Raw genomic sequence first — 20,995 nt, 5'->3', positions numbered from 1 at the left:
AATAATTTATGGATGTGTTGCACAAATCATTTTATAGAGTGGATGTTGACGGACAAAAAGTAAGTAAAAGAGATACAAACGATAATTTTGATGAATTTATATCAAGTTTGATTTCCTTTGTCTCGAAAGATAGCCATACCCGTTCATATAAAGAACAGGATTCAAATACCCAGGTTATAGCAGCGATATTAAAGCAAATAGATTTGGTATTCAAAAGTAAGCATACACCAGAAGACTTAGAAAAAGAATGTTTATCCATTGCAAAACGTTTATTAAAAATAGAAACGGATACACAAGAATCAATTGATAAACTTGGTCAAAAAGTGCGAAAAGGAAGTTTATTATCTGCTTTATTACGTGAAGGAAATACATTTACATTTATACTGTCTAAAGTGAATTATACAAAATTTATCGATGATGATGATTTAGTTGCAAAATTGGGATTTCCTGAAGAAACACAAAAAATTTGGAAGACCGCCGTTTTTGTAATTTCTTTTGAGAAAAATAATATTTCAATTAAAAAAATAAGTGTTTACTTAGATAAAGCTGTAAAATATTGGTGTAATGACTTTTTGGAAATAGACCCATTAAAAACCGATGAAAGTAACACACACGAAGCATTTAAGGGAATGCAACAAATATTAAGAAAAAGAATTCAACCAAATTCTCAATCTGATTATTTACATTTGAGTAATTCTGTTGTTGGTTACATGAGAAAGGGTGGTCTTATTGACTACCCAACTATGATTGATGATATTTTTGAAAGGTATATACCAATAAATATGGAAGATAAAAAATACAAAGATACCGTAAAAGCTCTCCGTAACTTACCCTCTGATAAAAAATTTGATGAACAATTTTATTCAATTCCAGACCAAGTTAAAAAAGGAATGAAAAAGAAATATAATGTTGCTTTGGGAATTGAACTCAACATACTTGACCAGATAAACTTGGACATAATAGAATCTTATCAGGATAATGATGGGAAGAAATATATAAAAATTGAAACGACAGATGACGACACATATGAAGCATTTTACAAGCCAAAAATAATGAATGAAATTGATGATTTATAATTAATTAACAAGAGGAGAGAAGAAAGGGCATGGGTTTATTAAATTCACTAATAAATAGCTTTTCTAAAACTCCTACTTCACTGTCTGAAAGAGTAACGACGTTAGAAATCAAGACGGTTTGCTTGGGAAAAGAACTACCTGATTTAGAGCATCTAATACTGATTAAAGATAGGTTTCCAAGAAGAGAGAAAATAAAAATATCGATTGAAAACGAAACATTGGAAGAAATAATTCAAATAGCAGACATTCCAAACTTCCAACAATATCAAAACTTTAAAAACAAATTTTTTGATGATGAATTAGAAGTAATGATTACGATTGATAAAAAAGTGGAAGACAATAAATTTTCGATATACTGCTTTGATAATTTTATGAGTGATTTCTTAAAAAAAGAAACTTCAGACATAATGAAAGCATTTAATCAATTACTAAAATTAAATAATTATTTAATTTTTGAAATCTTTGACTCCAGCCTTGTACCATCTTTGTTATTATCTACAGAGACAATGGTATTTAAAAAGGCAGATGAAGAGAACACAATTTTAGAATCAGATAGGCTCAAAAAAATAGAAACTTGTAAACAAAATTCAAATTTCTACAGTAATTCAAATTTGGAATTAATTCCTGAGGATTTTCATATTAAAACCGATTCAAATAGTAATCTCAGAAATGTTTTTGAAAAAATTGAAACCTTGTTATCAATTGCATATCTTAGTAACAGTGCTTTCCTTGAGAAATCTTCATTTAAAATACAAATATCAGGACATCGAATGTCTAATTATGAATGTGATATAAATGTTCAAAAACTAAAAAATAAAGAATTCTATGAGATATACAAATGGACATACACTGATGGAAATCCTGCAGATAAATTAATTATTGCAAGAAATGCCATTAGCTTGCACTGTAAAAATTTAGATTTAATTAATATTGATGAAACTGTTTTTGCTTCTATCAAGTCCAATTTTGCACTTTACCAAAAGGAAAATGTAATGCAATATATTGATTTGAAAAACAAACTAGCTGAATATATTGTAAAATTGACAACAACGTCAAATGATATGATTTATGGTTTATTTGATAAATTCAAAAACAATTTAATAGCCTTCCTAACATTTCTATTATCTGTTTATTTGATAAAAATCATGTCCAATCAATCAGTGGGAAGTGTATTTACAAAGGATGTTACATATTTATCTTTCTTAATATTAGTTGCATCTTTCTTATTTATGATAATCGGAATTGCCGAAGTTTACTTTCAAAAAAATAAAATTGTTAATGGGTATAATGAACTGAAAAAAAATTATGAGGATATATTAGATAAGAAGGATATTGAAAATACATTTAAAAGTGATGATTTGTTGAAAAAAAGTATTTAGGATATCAAAAAGGGTGTATTCCTTATTGTTATTATTTGGGTGCTGTTTATTTTTGTATCACTCATTATTATAAATTTCTTGAGCGTATCGCCTTTATTTTGATTCGATAAAAAATCATAACCCTAATTTTTAATCTATCAAACCCAACCCAAAACCCAACCCCAACATTCCCCGATAAATCCGCATTGGTACCAAACATTTCCTGAATTCACATTCCCCGAATTCACCGTTTGGTTCTCAAAATCGGAACCGGAAACATCAAACCCGCAATCCGTCGCATAAGAACTGTCATTCGAATCGGCGCCGGCGTTCTTGTAGAGATAAGAATAAGTCGCGTTTGAACTTGAATTGTTGACGCCGGAGAAATCGGCGTTGCAACCGCATGCCAAAACGGGCGTGGTTAAAGCGGACAGAATGGTCAAGATGACAAGGGAGATAAAGATTTTTTTAGATTGTTTCGTAAAGATGTTCCTCTTTTGTTGTTTGTTTTATAGAACTATAATAAACAAGCAGATGAAAGGCAGTATCCTATTTATACTTTATTATTTCAATTAACATAGATTATATCTTCAATGATATAATAAATGACAAAATTAAAAATTAAATTGAAAATATTTATTCATGGATGACGTTGTCCAAATTTATTTTTACAAAAACGCCTTTTTCTCTTTTGCGCAAACATCGGTTTGACGCGGTTTCTTTTTTCATTCAAAGAGAACGTCTCCGCATTAAAAACGGCTGTAAAAGAATCATTTGTCAAATTTCATCCGCTGTATGTATTCAATGACATTTTTTGTACGGATTTCAAAAAAAGCACCGTTTTGAGGTAAATCTTTGTCCGGAACATCATGAATGGAAATAACCTCAACATATTTGAATAAAAAAGGAGGATTAAAGATGAGATTATTTGGATTTTTTGTTCATTTCTTCCAATTTTTTCTGAGTTGTTGCAATATATTCTAAAAAATCATATTCCACCGGCGATAAATCGTCCTTTTCTTTATGTTTATATTTTTCAAATTCAAGTTCGGCCTTAGTTACAGCATCTAACTGACTGACAGAGCCGGCATTTTTCAAGAGTTCACTTCCGGAAATCTTGATAAAATCATCTAATTTTTCAATCCAATCGCTCATATGCATCGGTTTTTTACGTAAAGCTTGAAGTTCAGCAAATTCTAAATATGCTGAAACAATTTGGTTCAAAATATTCAATTCATCTGAATTCAAATAATTTTTTGCATTTGTGATATCTGACTTCTTTGGTTTGGCACCTGAAAAATGAGTTAGCCCCATAAAAGGCTCATGAGCATTTGCTCTTTCTGCAACGACTTCGGCTGCTGTGTGACCATGAGCTGCATAATGCATTTTATTTTGAACCGTTTTAAAAAATAAAATTGATTTATCATCTTTTGGATCATAATCAACACTGGTCGCATAAATGTCTAAAATTTGGCGGTAAAAAACCTTCTCAGAAGAACGAATATCACGAATTCTATCAAGCAGTTCTTTCCAATACCCGCCGCCACCCGATTCCTTAAGCAAATCATCATTCATTGTAAATCCTTTGAGAAGATACTCACGGATTCGTTCTGTTGCCCAAATTCTAAATAAAGTTCCCCTTTTCGACTTGACGCGGTATCCGACAGAAATGATGACATCTAAATTATAAAACTCTACGGAGTAATTTTTGCCATCAAGAGCAGTTGTTGCATATTTTGCAACAACTGAATCTTTAGACAGTTCTCCTTCTTCAAATATATTTTTAATATGCCTGGAAATCGTCGATTTATCCCGATCGAATAAAACAGACATCTGATCTAATGATAGCCACACCGTTTCATATTCATACATGACGTGGATTTTTGTTATTCCGTTGTCTGTTTCATAAATTATAATTTCATCCTTAGATTCCAATTCAATCCCCTATGTGGATAAACCGTTTTCAATATATAATTATTCAATTTCCAGAACAAAATGTAAAGCATACCGGAATCTGAAAAATATCACAGTAATATAAAAAAATGATAAAAGCTTTCATTTGATAAACAAAAAAAGAAAACACACACAAATCCGTTATTTAGAGTCTGTTATTTTAAAAACGCCCTTTCAAAAAAGAAAGAAGAAAAGCAGCTGGTTGCTGCCTTTCTCCCCCATTTTTGAGGTGAATGAAGAGTAGATGCGCGAAAAGCGCGCGAACTTTAGTACGGAACGGGCAGACCCATTTCGATCCGGTGTTCAATTTCCTTGCCGTTTCTCGTCTTTTTGTCCACGGACAACTTTTCAAGAAGCGGGAAGCCGATTTTTCCTTCCATGTCGATCGGCTTTGTTTCCAATTTGCCGTCGGCAATCATTTGGTCGATGAAATCCTTACCTTTCTGGTTGCGGATGAGCACCGTGCTCCAACCGTCGGGCGACCCGACCGAACCGGTCGAAAAGTCGGCGTATTCGGACGTGTAGTCCATACAAATGTGGCAGGCTTTCTGCTCGTACGGCATGGTTTCCTTAATCGGAATGGTTTTGGGTTCGCTGCCGTCTTTCGGGTAAACGAAGAGTTTTCCTTTTCCGATATCGGTTTTAAGGACATCGCCCATTTTCACGTCGGCGTATTCCTCAATCAACGTTTTCATACCTTCATACGGGAAATTTTCCATACAGAAGATACCGATCACAAGACCGATGTTTCCGACAGTCAGACGGAATCCGGCCGGGTACTGCATCATCTTTCTCATTGCGATAATTTGACACGGCGTTCCGACAAAACCCACCTTTTCAAGCGCGTATTCTTTGACAGCGCTCTTGACCATGGATACGTTCGGGCACAAAGAATATTTCGTGCCGGCGGCAGCCAAAACTTCGTCTTTGGTCCGGGCAATTCTCGGCTTTGGGGTAAATCCTTCTTCCGTTTTCGCGACAATCACGCCGTCCAAAAGGCCTTTCTCAAGACCGTAAATGTAAGCGGCCGATACGATACCGCCGTCTTGGGACCGCTTTAAAATTTCAGGGTCCGTGGACCGGGCGGCGATAACCGAAATATAATCTCCGACAGATGACATTTTTATACCCCCAAAATTCCCTTTGCTTTCGGCATTCTGATTCTCGGACATTGCATGATGCAGGAACCGCAATTGATGCAAAGCTCCATCCGGACATCCGGCTTGCCTTCAAACATTTCAATCGCACGCACCTGGCAGGACGCGGAACAAGAACCGCAGCCCATGCAAAGGCCTTGGCTGATGACGCGTTTCCACAAGTCGTCGCCGCTCACGTCTTTGTTTTTCACGAATTCGGCGTACGGTTCCAAGTAATCTGTGTCGCCTTCAAGCGCGGCCACAACGAACTTGACAATGGCGTCCGTCGATGGCGGACAGCCCGGAATCGCAAAGTCGACCGGAACCACTTCAGACACCGGAACGAAAGCAACGTGCGTCGGCTGCGGATTTTGCCCGCCGCGGCTGAATCGCGTTACACAACCGGTAACCGCGCAACCGCCGAGCGCCACAACGATTTTGGTTTTGGCGCGGACATCTTTGATGAGCTCGACCGCGTGGGGATCGTCCAAACAGACGCTGCCTTCCACAAGCGCAATATCGACATTTTCCGGATAAATGCGTTCAATCGTGAGCTTTTCTTCCGTATCTATGATCCTGGTCTGTTCATCCGCAAGCGTAATGGCGTAGACCAAGTCAACCATTTGTAAAATATCCAGCAGCTTTTCGTAAGTGTCGGCAAAAGAAATGAGACACCCCGTACATCCGCTTAAGTGGACATGTGAGACTCTTACCAATTTATCACCCGATTTTATTCAATTTTATATTTCCAAATTTTTGAATTTCTTGACGAAATCAATCATTAATCAATCAATTATACTGAGTTTGCAACCATCATTTTTGATTCAATTCGGTTCATCTGAATCAATTCAATTTGTTCCGAATCAATCCGATTCATTCCGAATCAATCCGATTCGTCCCGAATCAATTCATCCAAAACCATGTCAACCGCTTTGTCAATGGACGCTTCGACTTCGTCGGAAAGATCCATACAAATGTCCGGCGCCGGCATATTTTTGTATTGGCAGCCGATGACCACGACATCGATTCCGAAATCTTTGTTTAAATCAACCAACATTCCCGCAAGCGGCATGTCGTGCGCGTCGATTTGATATTTCGGAATGCGCGGTAAATCTTTCGGATACAACTTGATCATTTCTCCCGGAACAAGTCCGTAATCGACGATGTCAACGATAATGATTTTTCGAATTATCGTGGTTTCGTCAATCAGGGAAAGAATGAAGTGAGACGCGCCGGTTCCGGCGTCGATGATTCCGATTTTGTCGTCGGACAAAACCGATGCGTCGCAGCCGCCGCCCGATTTGAGTTCATTCAAACGGTTGACGACATGAAATCCGAATCCATCGTCTCCGAACAAGATGTTTCCGCAGCCCAACACAAGGACTTCTTTTTCCAGATATTCCGGCAATTTTTACCCTCTCAATGACATGTTTTTTTCTGAAGCTGAATTTGATGAAACGAATCTGTCACAGCTGTTTACTGAAACACCTTTTCGTCGATGATTTTATCGTCCCGGTCTTTGACAATCATGTGGGTTGCGCATGAAACACAGGGGTCGTAAGCTCTGGCGACGTGTTCGGCAAACTTGTAATGCTGGCCGACGGCGGCTTGTCCGATAATCGGAATGTTCCAGGTCGTGGCGACAATGGCTGTGTAGTCGACGACTCTTCCGTTCCGGTCGATAACGGCGGTGTGCACGTTGTGACCGCGGGCGGCTTCAAACGGTCCGACGCCGAGCCGTTCGCCGTCACCGACGATCGGGCTTTCCGAACGCGGAGCGCCGTTTGTGTTCAAAGACTCCAGCAAATCAAGAGCTCTTGGCGCATAGTGGCACATTTCAAGAGCGCGGGCTTTGTGGATGCCGAGCGTTCCTTTCTCTTTGAATCCTTCAAACCGGGCCATACGGGCGCGGGGACCGACTTCAACCAAACTTCCCTTGTATTTCGGAACGTTGGTGCAAGCGTGAAGAGCGACTTCTTTGGGGAAAATCTCAAACGGCGACACTTCAACCGTGTCGGCGTGGTTGTATAAAGAGCGGTCACGGTAGGTTAAACTGGTGGCCAGCGTCGGGAAGTTGTGATAGCCGAGCTTTTCCGGAATGTCGGTGCCGTCCGCCAATTTGCCTTTGTTGAAAATATTCATCATGTAATCGGACTGGATTTCCGCCAACTTTTGGTATTCCTTGGCGCGCTCAATCAATTTATTTTTGGCTTCCGGCGTGATATTTTTGGCCATGCCGCCGATTTTAACGTTCGGGGGATGGATGGCTTCACCGCCGATGGTGTCCACGAAATACTGGCCGATGCGTCTCATTTCCTGGATTCTCTTAATGACTTCCACGCGGTCCTTTTCCGGAACATAATCCGGTGTCACTAAGAATTGGTGAAGCGGGTGGGATTGCATTTTGTTGCCGATGCCGGTCAATTCTCTTAAAATAAGACCGTCTTTGGTGGGTTCAATGCCGCAAGCGTCTTCAATACACTCAACGGCGGAGACGGAGTGGGAGGTTGGGCAAATGCCGCAGAACCGGGAGACGGCAATCGGAGCGAATTCGGCGACTTTTCCGGTCAGGAATTTTTCAAATCCGCGGACGGGCGTCACACTGTGATACGCGCCGTATTCGACGATTCCTTCGTCGTCGACCGTTAAGACCAAATTGGTGTGTCCCTCATGTCTTGTTGTTGGTTTATATTCTACTGTTTTACTCATTCAATCACCTGAAATGGATCTCCGCTGTTTTTCCAAAAATTGAACACGAATACGGTGAAAAATTAAAGGTAAACATTCGGATTTCGGATTCGTTTTTAGAATACATTCTGTTGTTCATAATGTATTTTCATTAAAATATAATTCTACCCTTTGTTTTCAGGGTTCTAGCTATACAAAATCGAAGTATTATATGTATTTTATGGAAGATTCTCGTTTTGTTTTGAGAGATTTTTCTCAAGAGATGAAAAGAAATAAAACTAAAAAAACAGAATTGGAAAGCATTTCATTTAAAAGATTCTTGTGAAAATGATCTTATTTTATGAAATATTTTTCAAATATTATATTTTATAAATAAAATTCATGTTTTTTGCCGGACGGAAGAGGAACAATTCAAAAAAGTTAAAGAAAATCAGACGGATATGTTAACTTAAATGTTATGTTTCGTGACGTTTACAAATAAGCGCTGTTTTAAAGCGCCTCAAACAATATCTTTTTATTTTTCAAGACAAATTAAACCTTCGAGAATTTTGGTGGAGATAGATATGACAGAAAATCAGAACAAATTGGATCAAAAAGATTTAAACGCTTACGGAAACGAGTTCAAAACCCTTTTGGGACTCAAAGGGTCAGCCGTTGCCGTCAAATTGGTAGAGCCCGGCAAAGAATCCGACATTCCGGCCGGCATGAACAAAATCGACCGTCAGATGCGCCACTGCCAAATGACGGATTATGTCCGCCGAACCGGCGAAAGCTTTTCAACCACATACGACGACCACCAATGCAAAGGCGGCGCTGCCGCGCTCGGACTTGGCGTCCTTCCGGACAAAGTGAGAAGCGGACAGTTCTACTGCGACGGTCTTCACCATTTCAAAACTGTTGAAAGTGCCAAAAAAACCGTGGATTTGATTACGTTTTTGGGACCGAACACCCGGATTTCCGCACTTTACGCGCCCCTCGAATCCGTGAATTACAACCCGGATGTTGTGATTTTCATTTGCAACCCCAAGCAAGCCATGCTTCTCACGCAAGGCTACGAATACCGTGACGGCGGCCGGATTGAAGCGGCTTTTTCCGGAAAACAAAGCGTTTGTTCCGACGCGGTGGCTCATGTCATGAAAACTAATAAGCCGAATATGACCATCGGCTGCAGCGGAAGCCGATCCTATACGAAAATCACGGATGATGAACTTTTGTTCTCGATTCCGGCAAAGGACGTCGAAAAAACCGTCATCGGCCTTCGGTCTATTGTGGGCGAAAATAAAAACTAAACAGAGAAGGACAGAAGGGTGTTTGTGTGCCGGCGCCGCGCGTGTTACGGCAACACATTTTCATTTTGTAAAAATGAGAGTTGATTTTAAATCAACTCAAAACCTTTTCTTCGTCTTTTTCAAAGCTTTCGTAAGATTTGGCCAGCTTCATCATGTTTCTCATTTTATCGACGGAAAATGAAATGAGTTCCGGGATTTTTTGAACCAATTCGGAATTTTCATCCGGCGTTTTCGGGAGGCTTGACGCGAACCGGTAAACTTCGTAACTCGGAAGGAACTCGGCGCTGATTCGAGCGGCATCGATTGCGGAGATGAGAAGGTATTTGAATGGAACATAGTTCATGGCGCTGATTTCGTTCAACTCCGGCGTGTCGATTTCATGAATGAGAAAATCAAAAATAACATTAACGGCCTTAATATCGCTTCCGCTGACAAAAATCCGGTACTTGGCGTCAATTAAGTTTTCCACCGAATACCCCGGATCCGCTTTTCTTTTCTGAAGGCCGACAACAACATTATCCCGCACCGGCTTATAATTGGAAATGGTCATGTTTTTTGTGATAAAAGACTCCAATTTATCCAATTCCTGCAGGCTGTTTTTGGCCGTTTGCTCAAGTTCTTTGACCCGCTCCATGTGTGCGTCAATGCCTTTAGCTGTCCACTTTTTCGATGCCGGAAAATCAGCCGCCTGAGATTTGAGTTTGTTTTCCGCGATTTTTTTGCGGGCGGAATTTCGAACGGCCGCCACAACATTTGCATTGGGTTTCCCGATGAGAGACGTTTCCATTCCCGATTCCATATCAATGACTTCCTTAAAAAGGTCGTCCATGATTCCCTTAACATTTTCGGAAAAACGGACAAAGTAAAGGAAAGATTGCTTTTGGTCGTCCGGGTGTGATTTCTGATAAGATTCGAGTTCCGATTGGGCGGATTTTAAGCGGTCATAAATTGAAGTTGTCATGGGAAAAGAAAGGAATCGAATGTTTTTATATTTATCCGTATATTTAAAAGAGAAAAAACTGAACTTTTGTTTCGCTTCGGAATATTCAAAAGCAGCGGAACGGCAAATTTAAACGAAATAAGCAAACCGCCCCGCAAATTCTACCGCAAAAATTCCTTCGCTTCGCTTCGGAATTTTTCAAGGGGCGGGGGGAATCTGTTTCCAAAAAGTTCGCTGCGCGAACGGCTCCCTTCGGTCGCTAAAAATATATGGTCAAATTATTACGAACCAAGCAAACCGCCCCGCAAATTCTAACGCAAAAATTCCTTCGCTTCGCTTCGGAATTTTTCAAGGGGCGGGGGAGGCTGTTTCCAAAAGGTTCGCTGCGCGAACGGCTCCCTTCGGTCGCTAAAAATATATGGTCAAAATTACGAACCAAGCAAACCGCCCCGCAAAATCAGACGCTTTGCGTCTGTATTTTGCGGATCTCCATAAGCAGATGCATTCCAATTGACCGCTGGCGAAATCCGGTTTTATGGTACGGATTGCATCTGCTGTTTACAGTTTTCAGTTTGCATCTGCTGCTTACAGTTCCAATTGCATCTGCTGCTTACAGTTCCAATTGCATCTGCTGTTTACAGCTTTCAGTTTGCATCTGCTGTTTACAGTTTTCAGTTTGCACCTGCTGCTTACAGTTTTCAGTTTGCACCTGCGGTTTACAGTTTTCAGTTTGCATCTGCTGTTTACAGTTTTCAGTTTGCATCTGCCACCGCTATATCCAATCCATTTCATGAAATCCGATTAATCAGACGCGAAACGCGTCTGATTGAATCGGGAGGGCTTTCTTGAATTGAACAATAAGCGACTAATATTTAGTGATTTTTTTAAAAAAACCGCCCCTGTTTTTCTCAAGTCCAAAAGAAAATGTGTCGCCATAACACGCGCGCAGACCCCGCCGGAAAAAAGAAAGAAAAAGAGAAAAGAAAAGAAAAGAAAATGAAAAAAAAATATTTTTACTTCAAATCCACCGGACACGTGCACATTTCAATCAACGCCTCTTCCCCGACACGGGAACCGCGCGCGATTAAGATATCATTTTCACGAATGGTGATTTTTCCGCTGACGGAATAAATCCAACGGTTGTCTCGTTTGATGGCAAGGACGTGGATACCGGTCTCGGTTTCAAGGCGAAGCTCTTTGAGCGTTTTTCCGAGAATCGGGGAACAAGACGCCACGTCGATTTTAATGATAATTTCATCAGATTCGCGAACGGCCATCGCAATAATCGGATGAAGGCCGATTTCACGAATCACCGGATCCGCAATGTCGGATGCCGCATTTGAAATCCGTTCCGACGCGCTGGCCAAAATGAGAATACCTTTCAAGTCAGCGGGCGCGTCCATAGAGTGGGCAGCTTCCAAAACCAAATCTTGAACTTCATATTTCATTTCATCCAGCGTCTGTTCCATCGACTGCACTTCTTGCGCGATATCTTTGTTGTTGAAAAGAAGCGCGGAATACGCCAGACCGACCGACAGCTCACACATGTTTTTCATTTCAACAATAATCTCAATCGCCTGTTCGAGGCCGGCCGCTTCGTTGCAATCAATCACTTTCCGGGGCGTATAAATTTTCTGAGTCGCCTTTTCAAAAAAGATCGGGACGCCCTCATCATGACCGCGGGCAATCAGAACATCCCCTTGCCGAAGCCGGGTTTCACTGTCCGGCGCATAAATCCAGTCTGAATTTCGCCGGATAGCGATAATCCACATGCCGGTTTCGACATCAAGCCCCAAATCTCCAAGCGTTTGCCCGACCATCTCGGACTCGTCGTTTAAACGGACTTTGACGATGGTTTCGTCAGCGTTTCGAAGCGCCACTTTGAGGCGGTCCGGAATCGAAATGTCCATCAGAACGCATTTTGAAATTTCCATGGCGGCGTTTGCGATGTATTCGGAAGCGGACGCCACCTCCAGAACACCAAGAAGCTGCTCGCCCTCATCAATCCGGCGCGTACTCAGCATCGCCCCCATCTTGACGTGATAGTCGAGCATATCCATCGTTTCTTCCAAATGCATTACTTCCTCAGCAATGTCTTCGTCATCGTAAATCATTGCCGAATAAGCCAAATCAATCATCAGCTCAGATGTGTCTTTCATCTCAACGAGCAACTCTTTGAGATTCCGCGGCGCATACTTATACTGCTTTTTTGTCATAACCTGATAAACCGTCCGTTCAATTCAACTTGTAGTCGCATATCCATAATATTGCTAATTTTTTAGTGCTTATTTACAGAATTATTGTTTACTTTTAAAGTACTTACTTTTTGTTTACATTGGATTTTGAGGTATTTATTATAATTGTTTTGTTGTCCATTCTTCAGAAAATATTCAACACATAAAGACCGAAAAGAATAATGGAAAACATAATGCCAACGACGCCGACCAAATCGCCGAGGCTGGCCACAACCGGAATGACAGTGTCGTCCGGATCCATTCCGATTTTATGGGACAAAAAGGAAAGACCGACCGTCGTTGTGTAAACGATTAAAATGTCAAAGAAAACGACAATGGCGCTGACACTTAAAATTAGTGAAAGCGACGTGCCGTATCCCAGGTAAATGTTAATCACGTAAACAATAAGGCTCACAAAAGTTGTCGAAACCACCGCCACAATGATGGCCGCAACGACGCTGTTTCGGACGACCGGATTTCGCCGAATCCGGCTGCTGAGACCTAAGTGAAATGCGGACGACAACCGGGAAGCCAACATACTTCCGGTATCGCCGCCGATTTTAAGCAGAACCGGCATCAAAATCAAAAGCGTCGGATACTCGATCAAAATGTCTTCCTGATATCCGAGAAGAAGACCGACGAAAATCGCCATAAAGCAGGTCACAAAAAGGATTGGAAGGCCGTTTTTAACAAGTCCTTTCACGGTATAGTACGTCATAACATGATCACCAACCGCGCGAAGATGAAAATCATGACCATTGACAAAATATCGCCAATTGTCGCAATCGACGGCGTGACAACGTTATCCGGGTCAAACCCGAATTTGAATGTCCCGATCGCCAAATAGGTGGAAATGACCGACAAAACAATACCTGAAAAGAAGCCGGACAACAGTGAAATCAGAACCAGCGTTAAAAGTCCCGCACTTTCAAATCCAAGAAGTAGAGAAATAAAGTGTCCCAAAACGCCCAAAAACGTGGAAACAATAATCGTTAAAATCATGGAGCCGATAATGTTGTTGGTCAACTCTTTGTTTTTAAAATCGGCTTTTGTAATCAAACCCATATGAATCGCGCTTCCAAGGCGTGAGCCAAGGGCGGATGAAATATTTCCGCGAAGCCCCATGACGCCCGGAATAATCACCAAAAGCCCCGGAATCAGTTCAAGCTCGTCCGTCATGCCGGATAAAATCACACCCGAGACAATACCGCCGATGACCGCGATGAGTTCAAAAGGCAACGCCTCTCTCACAATGGACAAAACACTCGCGTACTCCCCGAGATATTGTCCGACATCGGCTTCATCATCTTCTCGTTCGCGGTGAGGCATAGGACTGTATAAAGCGGGGATATTATTAAAATATTGGCAAAATTAAAATGAGAAATGGACATTGAAAGTTAAACAAACGGGAAGAAAGTGCACAAAAATGCCCCGTTTAAAGCATAAAGATTAATATTTCAAAAGCTGTATTAAGCAACTGTTTTTATTGAGTTTCTTTATTTGATTTTATTTTTGATTTTATTTTTACTTTTATTTTTACTTTTGTTTTTATTATTTTATTACTTTCAATGGAGGAGTTGAATGCAAAATCGAATGAAAACACATCAGTTAATCGAAAATGAGATCATATCTCTCTTGGACAATGAACCGGTCGGCCGCTTGGCAACGGTCGATGTTTCCGGATTCCCGTATGTGATTCCGGTTCATTATGCTTATCTCAATCAAAAAATATACATCCACGGCTTGGTTAAAGGGGAAAAGCTGGACAACATCATCAAAAATCAAAAAGTGGGTTTTGAAATCGACCGATTTGAAGGATTCATTCGGCCGGAAGAAAAAAACCCATGCAATGTCAACACTGTCTATCAAAGCGTTATCATCCGGGGAACGGCAAAAATACTGGAAGACGAGACTTTAAAAACAGAAGCGCTCAATAAAATTGTCGAGAAATACACGCCCGACCTTGCCGGAAACTCGTTTAAAAACGCAATCAAAGCAACAGCGGTCATTGAAATTACAATCAAAGAATGTACCGGCAAGTATTACAAATAAGAAAGAAAAGAGTTTTTTTAATTTCAATCAAAATCGCTGGATCAGACAGGAATCGTGCCTGATTTAGCGAATGTCATATTCGGCAGATGAAATGGGTACAGACGAACTGTTTTTCAGTTACAATCCGCACCGGCTGTTTTTCAGTTCCAATCTGCACCGGCGGTTTTCAGTTACAATATGCACCAGCTGATTTCAGTTCCAATCTGCACCGGCTGTTTTTCAGTTACAATATGCACCAGCTGTTTTCAGTTCCAATCTGCACCGGCTGTTTTCAGTTCCGATTTGTATCTGCTGTTTTCAGTTCCGATTTGTATCTGCTGTTTTCAGTTCCGATTTGTATCTGCTGTTTTCGGTTCCGATTTGTATCTGCTGTTTTCAGTTCCGATTTGTATCTGCTGTTTTCAGTTCCGATTTGTATCTGCTGTTTTCGGTTCCAACCAGCACTGACTGTTCGGCGACATCCGCTTAAACAGACGCGAAACGCGTCTGTTTAAGCGGGATGGTTTGCTTGAGATGGGATTCTGATTGAACCGGTGTTTTTGACATTAAAAATAAATCGCGGGTTGCCCTCGTTCACGAACCTGAAAAACGGATGCCATACCGCGCGCGTCGCCGTCCGCATCAAAAAAGAGAAAATAGAAATGAAAAGAAGAAAAGAAAAAGGCAAGAAATCATTCATTCATTCATTCATTCTTTCATGCTTTTTACAAATGCTCCGATCAAGGGTTCGACGCGAGTCGGTCTGGATTTAAACTGCGGGTGATATTGCGTCCCCACGAAGAACTTTTTGTCGGGAAGTTCAATCGCCTGTGCCGCGCCCCGGATGTCTCCCGAAAAGACCAAACCGCTTTCTCCAAGTGTTTTGATGAAATCCGAATTGATCTCATAACGGTTTCTGTATCGGCCAAACGTTTTGCTTTCGCCGTAAACTTCACGGACTTTCGTGCCTTCTTTTAACGTGATTTCAAATTCGCCCAAACGCATAATCCCGCCAAAGCCGGTTCCGTCATTGTTTTCGGAAATCGTGTCTATAACCGGATATTTTGTTTTTTCGTTGAATTCGGTCGTGTGGGCGCTTTCAAGGCCGACAACATTTCTTGCGAACTCGACAACCGCCATTTGCATACCAAGTCCGATTCCGAGGAACGGAATATTATTTTCACGGGCACAGCGAATCGCTCGGATCATACCGTTGGTACCGCGTTCGCCAAAACCGCCCGGAACGATGATGCCGTCAAACGTTTCCAAACTGGCGAAACAGGAGTCGTCGCATTCCAGTTTTTCGGAACTGATCAGCTCACAGACAACTTTGACGCCGGCTGCCGTTGAACCGTGTTTAATCGCCTCAAAAAGACTGATGTACGAGTCGGCCAAATCGGTGTATTTGCCGACAATCGCAAGACGAACAGCCTTTTCATCCGGAATTTGTTTGATTTCGTTCATCTTTGAAACCATATCGCTCCAAGTCTTTTCGCCGGTGTTGTCACGCCCGATTTTCGGAAGCTTCAGTTCCTCAATCAAGTGGTCCGTAATGCCTTCTTTGTCCAAAATAAGCGGAATTTCGTAAAGGTTAGAGACATTGTAGGCGCTGGCCACATATTCTTCACGGACGTCGCAGAAAAGAGCGATTTTTTCTTTCGTTTCCTTTTTTAAAGGATAAGTCGCTCGGCCGACAATGAAATCCGGGGACAGTCCCAGCGTCCTCATTTCTTTAACCGAATGCTGCGTCGGCTTTGTTTTCTGTTCGCCCTGCGTATCGTCAAAAGCAAGCGTCACGTGAACGAATTTCATATTTTCGTGCTTCTCTTCGTTTTTCATCTGACGGATGGCTTCTAAAAAAGACATGCTTTCAATGTCGCCAACAGTTCCGCCGACTTCGATAATACAGATTTCAGCACCGCTTTTCTCCGCGGCCCGGCGAACACGTCCTTTGATTTCGTTGGTAATGTGCGGAATAATTTGAACGGTTTTGCCCAAATATTCTCCCCGACGCTCGCGATTAATGACAGATTGATACACCTTTCCGGTGGTGATGTCATGGTCGGCGGTCAATTCCGTATCCAAAAACCGCTCGTAGTTTCCTAAATCCAAATCGACTTCGCCGCCGTCTTTGAGGACGAAAATTTCACCGTGCTGCAACGGGCTCATAATGCCGGCATCCACATTCAAGTAAGGATCGATTTTGAGCGCCGTCACTTTGTAACCCCGGTTTTTCAGGTTTCTGCCAATCGATGCTGTTGTGATTCCTTTCCCAAGACCGCTGATGACGCCGCCGGTAACGACAATATACTTCATGACTTTCGCACCCTTTCTTGATTTGTTTTGGTTTAATTTTCCCGCCAAAATCAATAAAAAAAGGACAAGAGATTTTTATTTTTTCAAAAAACCTCATGCCCTTTCTTATTTCAAACGAATTCTTAACGAATGATTTTGAATTTGGTTTTTATTTTGATGGGTTATTATTCAGTTATTTTTATGATCCCATGAAAGTTAATTTAACGATATATAAAGGTTCTTCTTCGCTTTTCGAAAGTCATGAATAACTCAAAAAGAACGGACAACAAAAAGAAAATATAAAAGAAAAAGAAAAAATAAGAAAGAAAAAAATAAAAAAATAAGAAATAAAAAAGAAATTAAAAATAAAAATAAATCGAAATTGAACCTTTTATTAAGTTCAATTTCAGAATTTCATGGATGGTGAAAAGTGTTCAAAACAATATTTGTCAAAGATTTCATCTTCAACATCGGCATGCATTTTTTTGTAGTCCTTGGATTTTTGATCATATTTTTTCATTTTCTCCCGGACTTCAGCGTTCATTTTATCAAGTGTTCTCTGGTCGAAACCTTCTGTGTTATCTAAAGTAAACATATAAATCAATCTGTAGTTATCAATTTTAATCTGTGTTTTGAATTTTTCTTTTGAAAATTCAGCAAAAGCATCTTAATAATGCCTTTTTGTTCAACATATATCGGACATTATCAGTCATCCGGAAAATCTGATCCCGACTGCATTTATTTATGAATGAATCGGAAATTTCCGGTTTTACCCGAAATTATTCATTGTCTATGAAAATTGTACGCCCTTTTTCGCACAATGAGGGATAGTTTTTCCTTATCAGATATATATTTAATCTCATCTTTTATTTTGTTCAATTATATATAAATTGTTGTCTCGATAATCATTCAAATTGATTTAGATGATAAACGCCTTATAAAAAATAAAGACTTAAAGATTTTTAAAATCCGTTTCCTTTTTGACAACGACTTCAAGCGTTCCGTTATATTCCTCCACAATCCCGGTCACGCCGATTTTATTCCCCACACTCGTTTTTTGAAAAATAGATGACGCGCCGGATGACTTGGGAATAAAAATCACCAAAACATCCTGATTGGTTCCTTCGATATTGAGAATTAAATTCTCGCCGGTGAAAGTCATTTTTTTGTTTAAAACAGTACCTTCCACATAAACACTCTTTCCAATATCACTTTGTGTGGGAATGACCGGTGATTGTTGCGGTCCGGTTCCGAAACTGCCGCTAAAAACGAATGCATAGAGTAAAAGTACAGATAAAAAAGCTGTCAAAAACAGGACAATGACGATTTTGTTTTCTTTTTTCATGATAAATCCTCCAAAGACAAAAATAAATGCCGATGTTAAATACATTTCGAAAAAAACAAAATCGGAAGACTTAAATAGGGTTTGGAAAACATTCCTTAAAATTAAATCTCCATGACAAATTAGTCATTTATCATTTTGAAAAATTTAAACTGGATCGTCATGAATAATTCATCTCGTAAATAAAAAATAATGACAAATATTAATTCAAAAATAGATTCAATTGGCATTAAAAAATTTAAATTAATTTATACATTATTTTATAATTAATATATTATATTATATAATTTAGAACGAAAATATTAAATACTCTTAAGTTTTCCTCTTTTTTGTCGGTTAAATTTGCCGAAAATGTAATGACAATTCAAAAACGAAATTTAAAAACGACCAAAAACGGTAAAAACGACCAAAAACGAGACAAAAACGGGATAAATAAAATTTTAACAATAGCCAAAAACGAAATAGATAAAATTTAAAAATAGTCAAAAACGGAATAAATAAAATTTAAAAATAGTCAAAAACGAAATAGATAAAATTTAAAAATAGTCAAAAACGGAATAAATAAAATTTAAAAATAGTCAAAAACGAAATAGATAAAATTTTAACAATAGCCAAAAACGAAATAGATAAAATTTAAAAATAGTCAAAAATGGAATAATAAAATTTAAAAATAGTCAAAAACGGAAATAATTTGAATTAAATTAAGAATTTAAAAAACCCTACGGAGTTTAAAAATATTCAAGAGGTGAAATTGATGCTTCAAAATCAACGGTCCATTAAAAGCTAAAATCGGATCGTCTACAAATAACGTTTTATTCAAAAGGTGAAATTTTGATTGATAGCGGCTCTACAGCCTTTATTTTGATCTGTATCGCTCTTGTAATGCTCATGGTTCCGAGTTTGGGACTTTTCTACGGCGGATTGGTTCGAAAGAAAAATATCATCTCCGTTATCTTCTTGTGTTTTTTATCGCTGGCTTTGGTCAGCCTTCAGTGGGTTTGTTTCGGTTATTCTTTAGCGTTTGGCCATGACATTTTCGGGCTCATCGGCGGCCTTGATTTCCTCGGTCTTTCCGGCATCGGAATTGACGATACGATTGTTTCCGGAATTCCCGACCTTGTCTTTGTTGCCTACCAGATGATTTTTGCGGGAATTGCTCTGGCGATTATTATTTCCGGATTTGCCGAACGCGTTAAACTCAGCTCTTTTATTCTTTTTGCACTTTTGTGGACGACGCTTGTATACGACCCGTTGGCTCATTGGGCTTGGGGCGGCGGATGGGCGCACGCCATGGGCGTTTTAGATTTTGCCGGCGGAACGGTTGTTCACATCAGTGCCGGCTTCGGTGCGCTTGCAGCTTCTTTTGTGATCGGAAAACGCAGCGGTTTTGGTTCATTCCGGGTGGTTTCAGCACCTCAGAATATTCCGCTCACCCTTCTCGGCGCCGGACTTTTATGGGTCGGTTGGTTCGGGTTTAATGGCGGATCCGCCCTTTGTGCAAACGGGATTGCCGGCCTGGCCGTCATGAACACTGCCATTGCAGCAGCGGCCGGCTCTTTGATTTGGATTGCGGCCAGTTCCGTTCACGGAAAGCCGAGCGCCGTCGGCCTGGTTTCGGGTGCGTTGGCCGGTCTTGTCGGGATTACGCCCGCTGCCGGATATGTTTCCGTATTTTCCGCCATGATTATCGGCGGCATTGCGGCCGTTATTTGTTATACGGCACTTTCCTTCCGTCTGAAAAAGAAATGGGATGAAAGTTTGGACGCTTGGGCGATTCACGGCGTCGGCGGCCTTTGGGGCGCGATTGCGACCGGCATCTTTGCGACAGCGGCCTTTGCGGGAACGGGCGGACTGATTGAAGGAAATGTTTCACTCTTTGCCGCCAACATCATTGATGCTTTAGCCGCCCTGATTTACTCATTTGTCGTCACATATGTTTTGGCTTACGGAATCCACAAAACCATCGGACTCCGGGTTTCCGAACTTGAAGAAGAGCTCGGGCTTGACATTTCCAACCACGGCGAGCGGGCATGAAAGAAATCAAAATTCAAAAAAACAAGAATCAATACGGAGGAAAATATGAAAATGATCGTTGCCGTCATCCGGCCCGACAAATTTGACGCTGTCAAAGACGCTTTGAGTGAAAAAGGCTACTTTGGCATGACCGTTCACAACGTCTGCGGACGCGGGGAACAGCGCGGCATCACACTTCAGTACCGGGGAAAACCAATACAGGTGGAAATGATTGACAAAACTGAAATTCAGCTGACCACTTGCGATGAAAAAGCCGACGAAGTGATTGAAATCATCCGGAACGCTGCCAAATCCGGAAAAATCGGGGACGGGAGAATTTTTGTTTTGCCGGTGGAGAAATCCATCACCATCCGAACCGGAGAGGTTTTTTATTAAAAAGACCTCTTTTTTCTTTTTTTATTTTTAATTTCTTATTTTTTAATTTTTTATTTTTAATTTTTCTTTTTTTAATTTCTTATTTTTCAATTTTTTCTTATTTTTTAATTTTTCTTTTTTTGTTTTTATATTTTTATCTATTTTACCTTTCTTAACCCATATCGTTTCTATTAAAAGACATTTCTTTTAAATCAATTAAAATGAACTTTATTTCAATTAAACTGAACACACAATTAATATTCAA

Annotated in this window: 20 protein-coding genes; 7 read left to right on the top strand and 13 right to left on the bottom strand. The window is 40.3% G+C overall.

The window, feature by feature from the left end:
* Nucleotides 1-8 precede the first annotated feature (8 nt).
* Together MsAc7_RS01280 and MsAc7_RS01275 are read left to right on the top strand one after the other, a co-directional pair.
* On the top strand, nt 9-1,076 hold the full coding sequence (locus tag MsAc7_RS01280) for a hypothetical protein (protein WP_338102802.1): 1,068 nt from the start codon (nt 9-11) through the stop codon (nt 1,074-1,076).
* 29 nt (nt 1,077-1,105) lie between these two features.
* Complete coding sequence (locus MsAc7_RS01275; protein WP_338102801.1) at nt 1,106-2,455, top strand: hypothetical protein; 1,350 nt, start codon at nt 1,106-1,108, stop codon at nt 2,453-2,455.
* A gap of 137 nt (nt 2,456-2,592) precedes the next feature.
* Here MsAc7_RS01275 and MsAc7_RS01270 read toward each other — a convergent pair whose 3' ends face one another.
* The 6 genes from MsAc7_RS01270 to frhA all read right to left on the bottom strand — a co-directional run bounded on the left by MsAc7_RS01270 (nt 2,593) and on the right by frhA (nt 8,232).
* Nucleotides 2,593-2,877, bottom strand: a complete 285-nt coding sequence (locus tag MsAc7_RS01270) for a hypothetical protein (RefSeq protein ID WP_338102800.1) — start codon at nt 2,875-2,877, stop codon at nt 2,593-2,595.
* Between the two features lie 481 nt (nt 2,878-3,358).
* Nucleotides 3,359-4,369: a virulence RhuM family protein gene (locus tag MsAc7_RS01265; protein WP_338102799.1), complete on the bottom strand. Its 1,011-nt coding sequence runs from the start codon at nt 4,367-4,369 to the stop codon at nt 3,359-3,361.
* Nucleotides 4,370-4,653: 284 nt separating this feature from the next.
* The gene (frhB, locus tag MsAc7_RS01260; protein WP_338102798.1) at nt 4,654-5,508 is read right to left on the bottom strand and encodes a coenzyme F420 hydrogenase subunit beta; all 855 of its coding nucleotides are present in this window, start codon (nt 5,506-5,508) and stop codon (nt 4,654-4,656) included.
* A 2-nt stretch (nt 5,509-5,510) separates the two neighbouring features.
* Nucleotides 5,511-6,239, bottom strand: coding sequence for a coenzyme F420 hydrogenase subunit gamma (gene frhG / locus MsAc7_RS01255; protein ID WP_338102797.1), 729 nt, complete (start codon nt 6,237-6,239; stop codon nt 5,511-5,513).
* Nucleotides 6,240-6,406: 167 nt separating this feature from the next.
* On the bottom strand, nt 6,407-6,931 hold the full coding sequence (gene frhD / locus MsAc7_RS01250; RefSeq protein WP_338102796.1) for a coenzyme F420-reducing hydrogenase, FrhD protein: 525 nt from the start codon (nt 6,929-6,931) through the stop codon (nt 6,407-6,409).
* Nucleotides 6,932-6,999: 68 nt separating this feature from the next.
* The gene (frhA, locus tag MsAc7_RS01245) at nt 7,000-8,232 is read right to left on the bottom strand and encodes a coenzyme F420 hydrogenase subunit alpha (RefSeq protein WP_338102795.1); all 1,233 of its coding nucleotides are present in this window, start codon (nt 8,230-8,232) and stop codon (nt 7,000-7,002) included.
* A 542-nt stretch (nt 8,233-8,774) separates the two neighbouring features.
* Between frhA and MsAc7_RS01240 the strand changes: the two genes are divergently transcribed.
* Entirely contained in the window at nt 8,775-9,500 is a 726-nt protein-coding gene (locus MsAc7_RS01240; protein ID WP_338102794.1) for a DUF169 domain-containing protein, read from the top strand.
* Nucleotides 9,501-9,591: 91 nt separating this feature from the next.
* Here MsAc7_RS01240 and MsAc7_RS01235 read toward each other — a convergent pair whose 3' ends face one another.
* Nucleotides 9,592-10,461, bottom strand: coding sequence for a hypothetical protein (locus tag MsAc7_RS01235; protein ID WP_338102793.1), 870 nt, complete (start codon nt 10,459-10,461; stop codon nt 9,592-9,594).
* Between the two features lie 489 nt (nt 10,462-10,950).
* On the opposite strand from MsAc7_RS01235, the gene MsAc7_RS01230 reads away from it, so the two are divergent.
* On the top strand, nt 10,951-11,289 hold the full coding sequence (locus MsAc7_RS01230) for a hypothetical protein (RefSeq protein WP_338102792.1): 339 nt from the start codon (nt 10,951-10,953) through the stop codon (nt 11,287-11,289).
* A gap of 164 nt (nt 11,290-11,453) precedes the next feature.
* Here MsAc7_RS01230 and MsAc7_RS01225 read toward each other — a convergent pair whose 3' ends face one another.
* The 3 genes from MsAc7_RS01225 to MsAc7_RS01215 form a co-directional block, all read right to left on the bottom strand.
* Entirely contained in the window at nt 11,454-12,656 is a 1,203-nt protein-coding gene (locus MsAc7_RS01225; RefSeq protein WP_338102791.1) for a potassium channel family protein, read from the bottom strand.
* 163 nt (nt 12,657-12,819) lie between these two features.
* Nucleotides 12,820-13,392, bottom strand: coding sequence for a magnesium transporter (locus tag MsAc7_RS01220; protein WP_338102790.1), 573 nt, complete (start codon nt 13,390-13,392; stop codon nt 12,820-12,822).
* A complete protein-coding gene (locus MsAc7_RS01215) occupies nt 13,389-14,003 on the bottom strand; it encodes a magnesium transporter (RefSeq protein WP_338102789.1) in 615 nt (204 codons plus the stop codon). The genes MsAc7_RS01220 and MsAc7_RS01215 overlap by 4 nt, the downstream gene beginning before the upstream one ends.
* 252 nt (nt 14,004-14,255) lie before the next feature.
* On the opposite strand from MsAc7_RS01215, the gene MsAc7_RS01210 reads away from it, so the two are divergent.
* Nucleotides 14,256-14,726 (top strand): pyridoxamine 5'-phosphate oxidase family protein, encoded by a 471-nt coding sequence (locus MsAc7_RS01210; RefSeq protein ID WP_338102788.1) that lies wholly within the window; start codon nt 14,256-14,258, stop codon nt 14,724-14,726.
* A gap of 687 nt (nt 14,727-15,413) precedes the next feature.
* On the opposite strand, the gene pyrG is transcribed toward MsAc7_RS01210, so the two are convergent.
* From pyrG to MsAc7_RS01195, 3 genes are all read right to left on the bottom strand, one after another.
* On the bottom strand, nt 15,414-17,021 hold the full coding sequence (pyrG, locus tag MsAc7_RS01205) for a glutamine hydrolyzing CTP synthase (RefSeq protein WP_338102787.1): 1,608 nt from the start codon (nt 17,019-17,021) through the stop codon (nt 15,414-15,416).
* Nucleotides 17,022-17,406: 385 nt separating this feature from the next.
* Nucleotides 17,407-17,595: a hypothetical protein gene (locus MsAc7_RS01200; protein ID WP_338102786.1), complete on the bottom strand. Its 189-nt coding sequence runs from the start codon at nt 17,593-17,595 to the stop codon at nt 17,407-17,409.
* A 357-nt stretch (nt 17,596-17,952) separates the two neighbouring features.
* On the bottom strand, nt 17,953-18,345 hold the full coding sequence (locus MsAc7_RS01195) for a hypothetical protein (protein ID WP_338102785.1): 393 nt from the start codon (nt 18,343-18,345) through the stop codon (nt 17,953-17,955).
* A gap of 828 nt (nt 18,346-19,173) precedes the next feature.
* Between MsAc7_RS01195 and MsAc7_RS01190 the strand changes: the two genes are divergently transcribed.
* Nucleotides 19,174-20,376 carry an ammonium transporter gene (locus tag MsAc7_RS01190; protein WP_338102784.1) on the top strand — a complete coding sequence of 401 codons (1,203 nt, stop codon included), beginning with the start codon at nt 19,174-19,176 and terminating at the stop codon, nt 20,374-20,376.
* Between the two features lie 45 nt (nt 20,377-20,421).
* Complete coding sequence (locus tag MsAc7_RS01185) at nt 20,422-20,751, top strand: P-II family nitrogen regulator (RefSeq protein WP_338102783.1); 330 nt, start codon at nt 20,422-20,424, stop codon at nt 20,749-20,751.
* Nucleotides 20,752-20,995 lie beyond the last annotated feature (244 nt).

The organism is Methanolapillus millepedarum, assembly GCF_032594115.1.
GTDB classification, from domain to species: Archaea; Halobacteriota; Methanosarcinia; order Methanosarcinales; family Methanosarcinaceae; genus Methanolapillus; species Methanolapillus millepedarum.
This window is presented reverse-complemented; position numbering and strand designations above follow the sequence as displayed.

What these genes read in the sequence shown, in the direction of transcription:
- MsAc7_RS01240 (WP_338102794.1), top strand. Translation starts at nt 8,775, where the DNA reads ATGACAGAAAATCAGAACAAATTGGATCAAAAAGATTTAAACGCTTAC.
- MsAc7_RS01235 (WP_338102793.1), bottom strand. Translation starts at nt 10,461, where the DNA reads ATGACAACTTCAATTTATGACCGCTTAAAATCCGCCCAATCGGAACTC.
- MsAc7_RS01200 (WP_338102786.1), bottom strand. Translation starts at nt 17,595, where the DNA reads ATGTTTACTTTAGATAACACAGAAGGTTTCGACCAGAGAACACTTGAT.
- MsAc7_RS01215 (WP_338102789.1), bottom strand. Translation starts at nt 14,003, where the DNA reads ATGCCTCACCGCGAACGAGAAGATGATGAAGCCGATGTCGGACAATAT.
- MsAc7_RS01185 (WP_338102783.1), top strand. Translation starts at nt 20,422, where the DNA reads ATGAAAATGATCGTTGCCGTCATCCGGCCCGACAAATTTGACGCTGTC.
- frhB (WP_338102798.1), bottom strand. Translation starts at nt 5,508, where the DNA reads ATGTCATCTGTCGGAGATTATATTTCGGTTATCGCCGCCCGGTCCACG.
- MsAc7_RS01220 (WP_338102790.1), bottom strand. Translation starts at nt 13,392, where the DNA reads ATGACGTACTATACCGTGAAAGGACTTGTTAAAAACGGCCTTCCAATC.
- MsAc7_RS01210 (WP_338102788.1), top strand. Translation starts at nt 14,256, where the DNA reads ATGCAAAATCGAATGAAAACACATCAGTTAATCGAAAATGAGATCATA.
- frhA (WP_338102795.1), bottom strand. Translation starts at nt 8,232, where the DNA reads ATGAGTAAAACAGTAGAATATAAACCAACAACAAGACATGAGGGACAC.
- pyrG (WP_338102787.1), bottom strand. Translation starts at nt 17,021, where the DNA reads ATGAAGTATATTGTCGTTACCGGCGGCGTCATCAGCGGTCTTGGGAAA.
- MsAc7_RS01275 (WP_338102801.1), top strand. Translation starts at nt 1,106, where the DNA reads ATGGGTTTATTAAATTCACTAATAAATAGCTTTTCTAAAACTCCTACT.
- MsAc7_RS01225 (WP_338102791.1), bottom strand. Translation starts at nt 12,656, where the DNA reads ATGACAAAAAAGCAGTATAAGTATGCGCCGCGGAATCTCAAAGAGTTG.
- MsAc7_RS01195 (WP_338102785.1), bottom strand. Translation starts at nt 18,345, where the DNA reads ATGAAAAAAGAAAACAAAATCGTCATTGTCCTGTTTTTGACAGCTTTT.
- MsAc7_RS01280 (WP_338102802.1), top strand. Translation starts at nt 9, where the DNA reads ATGGATGTGTTGCACAAATCATTTTATAGAGTGGATGTTGACGGACAA.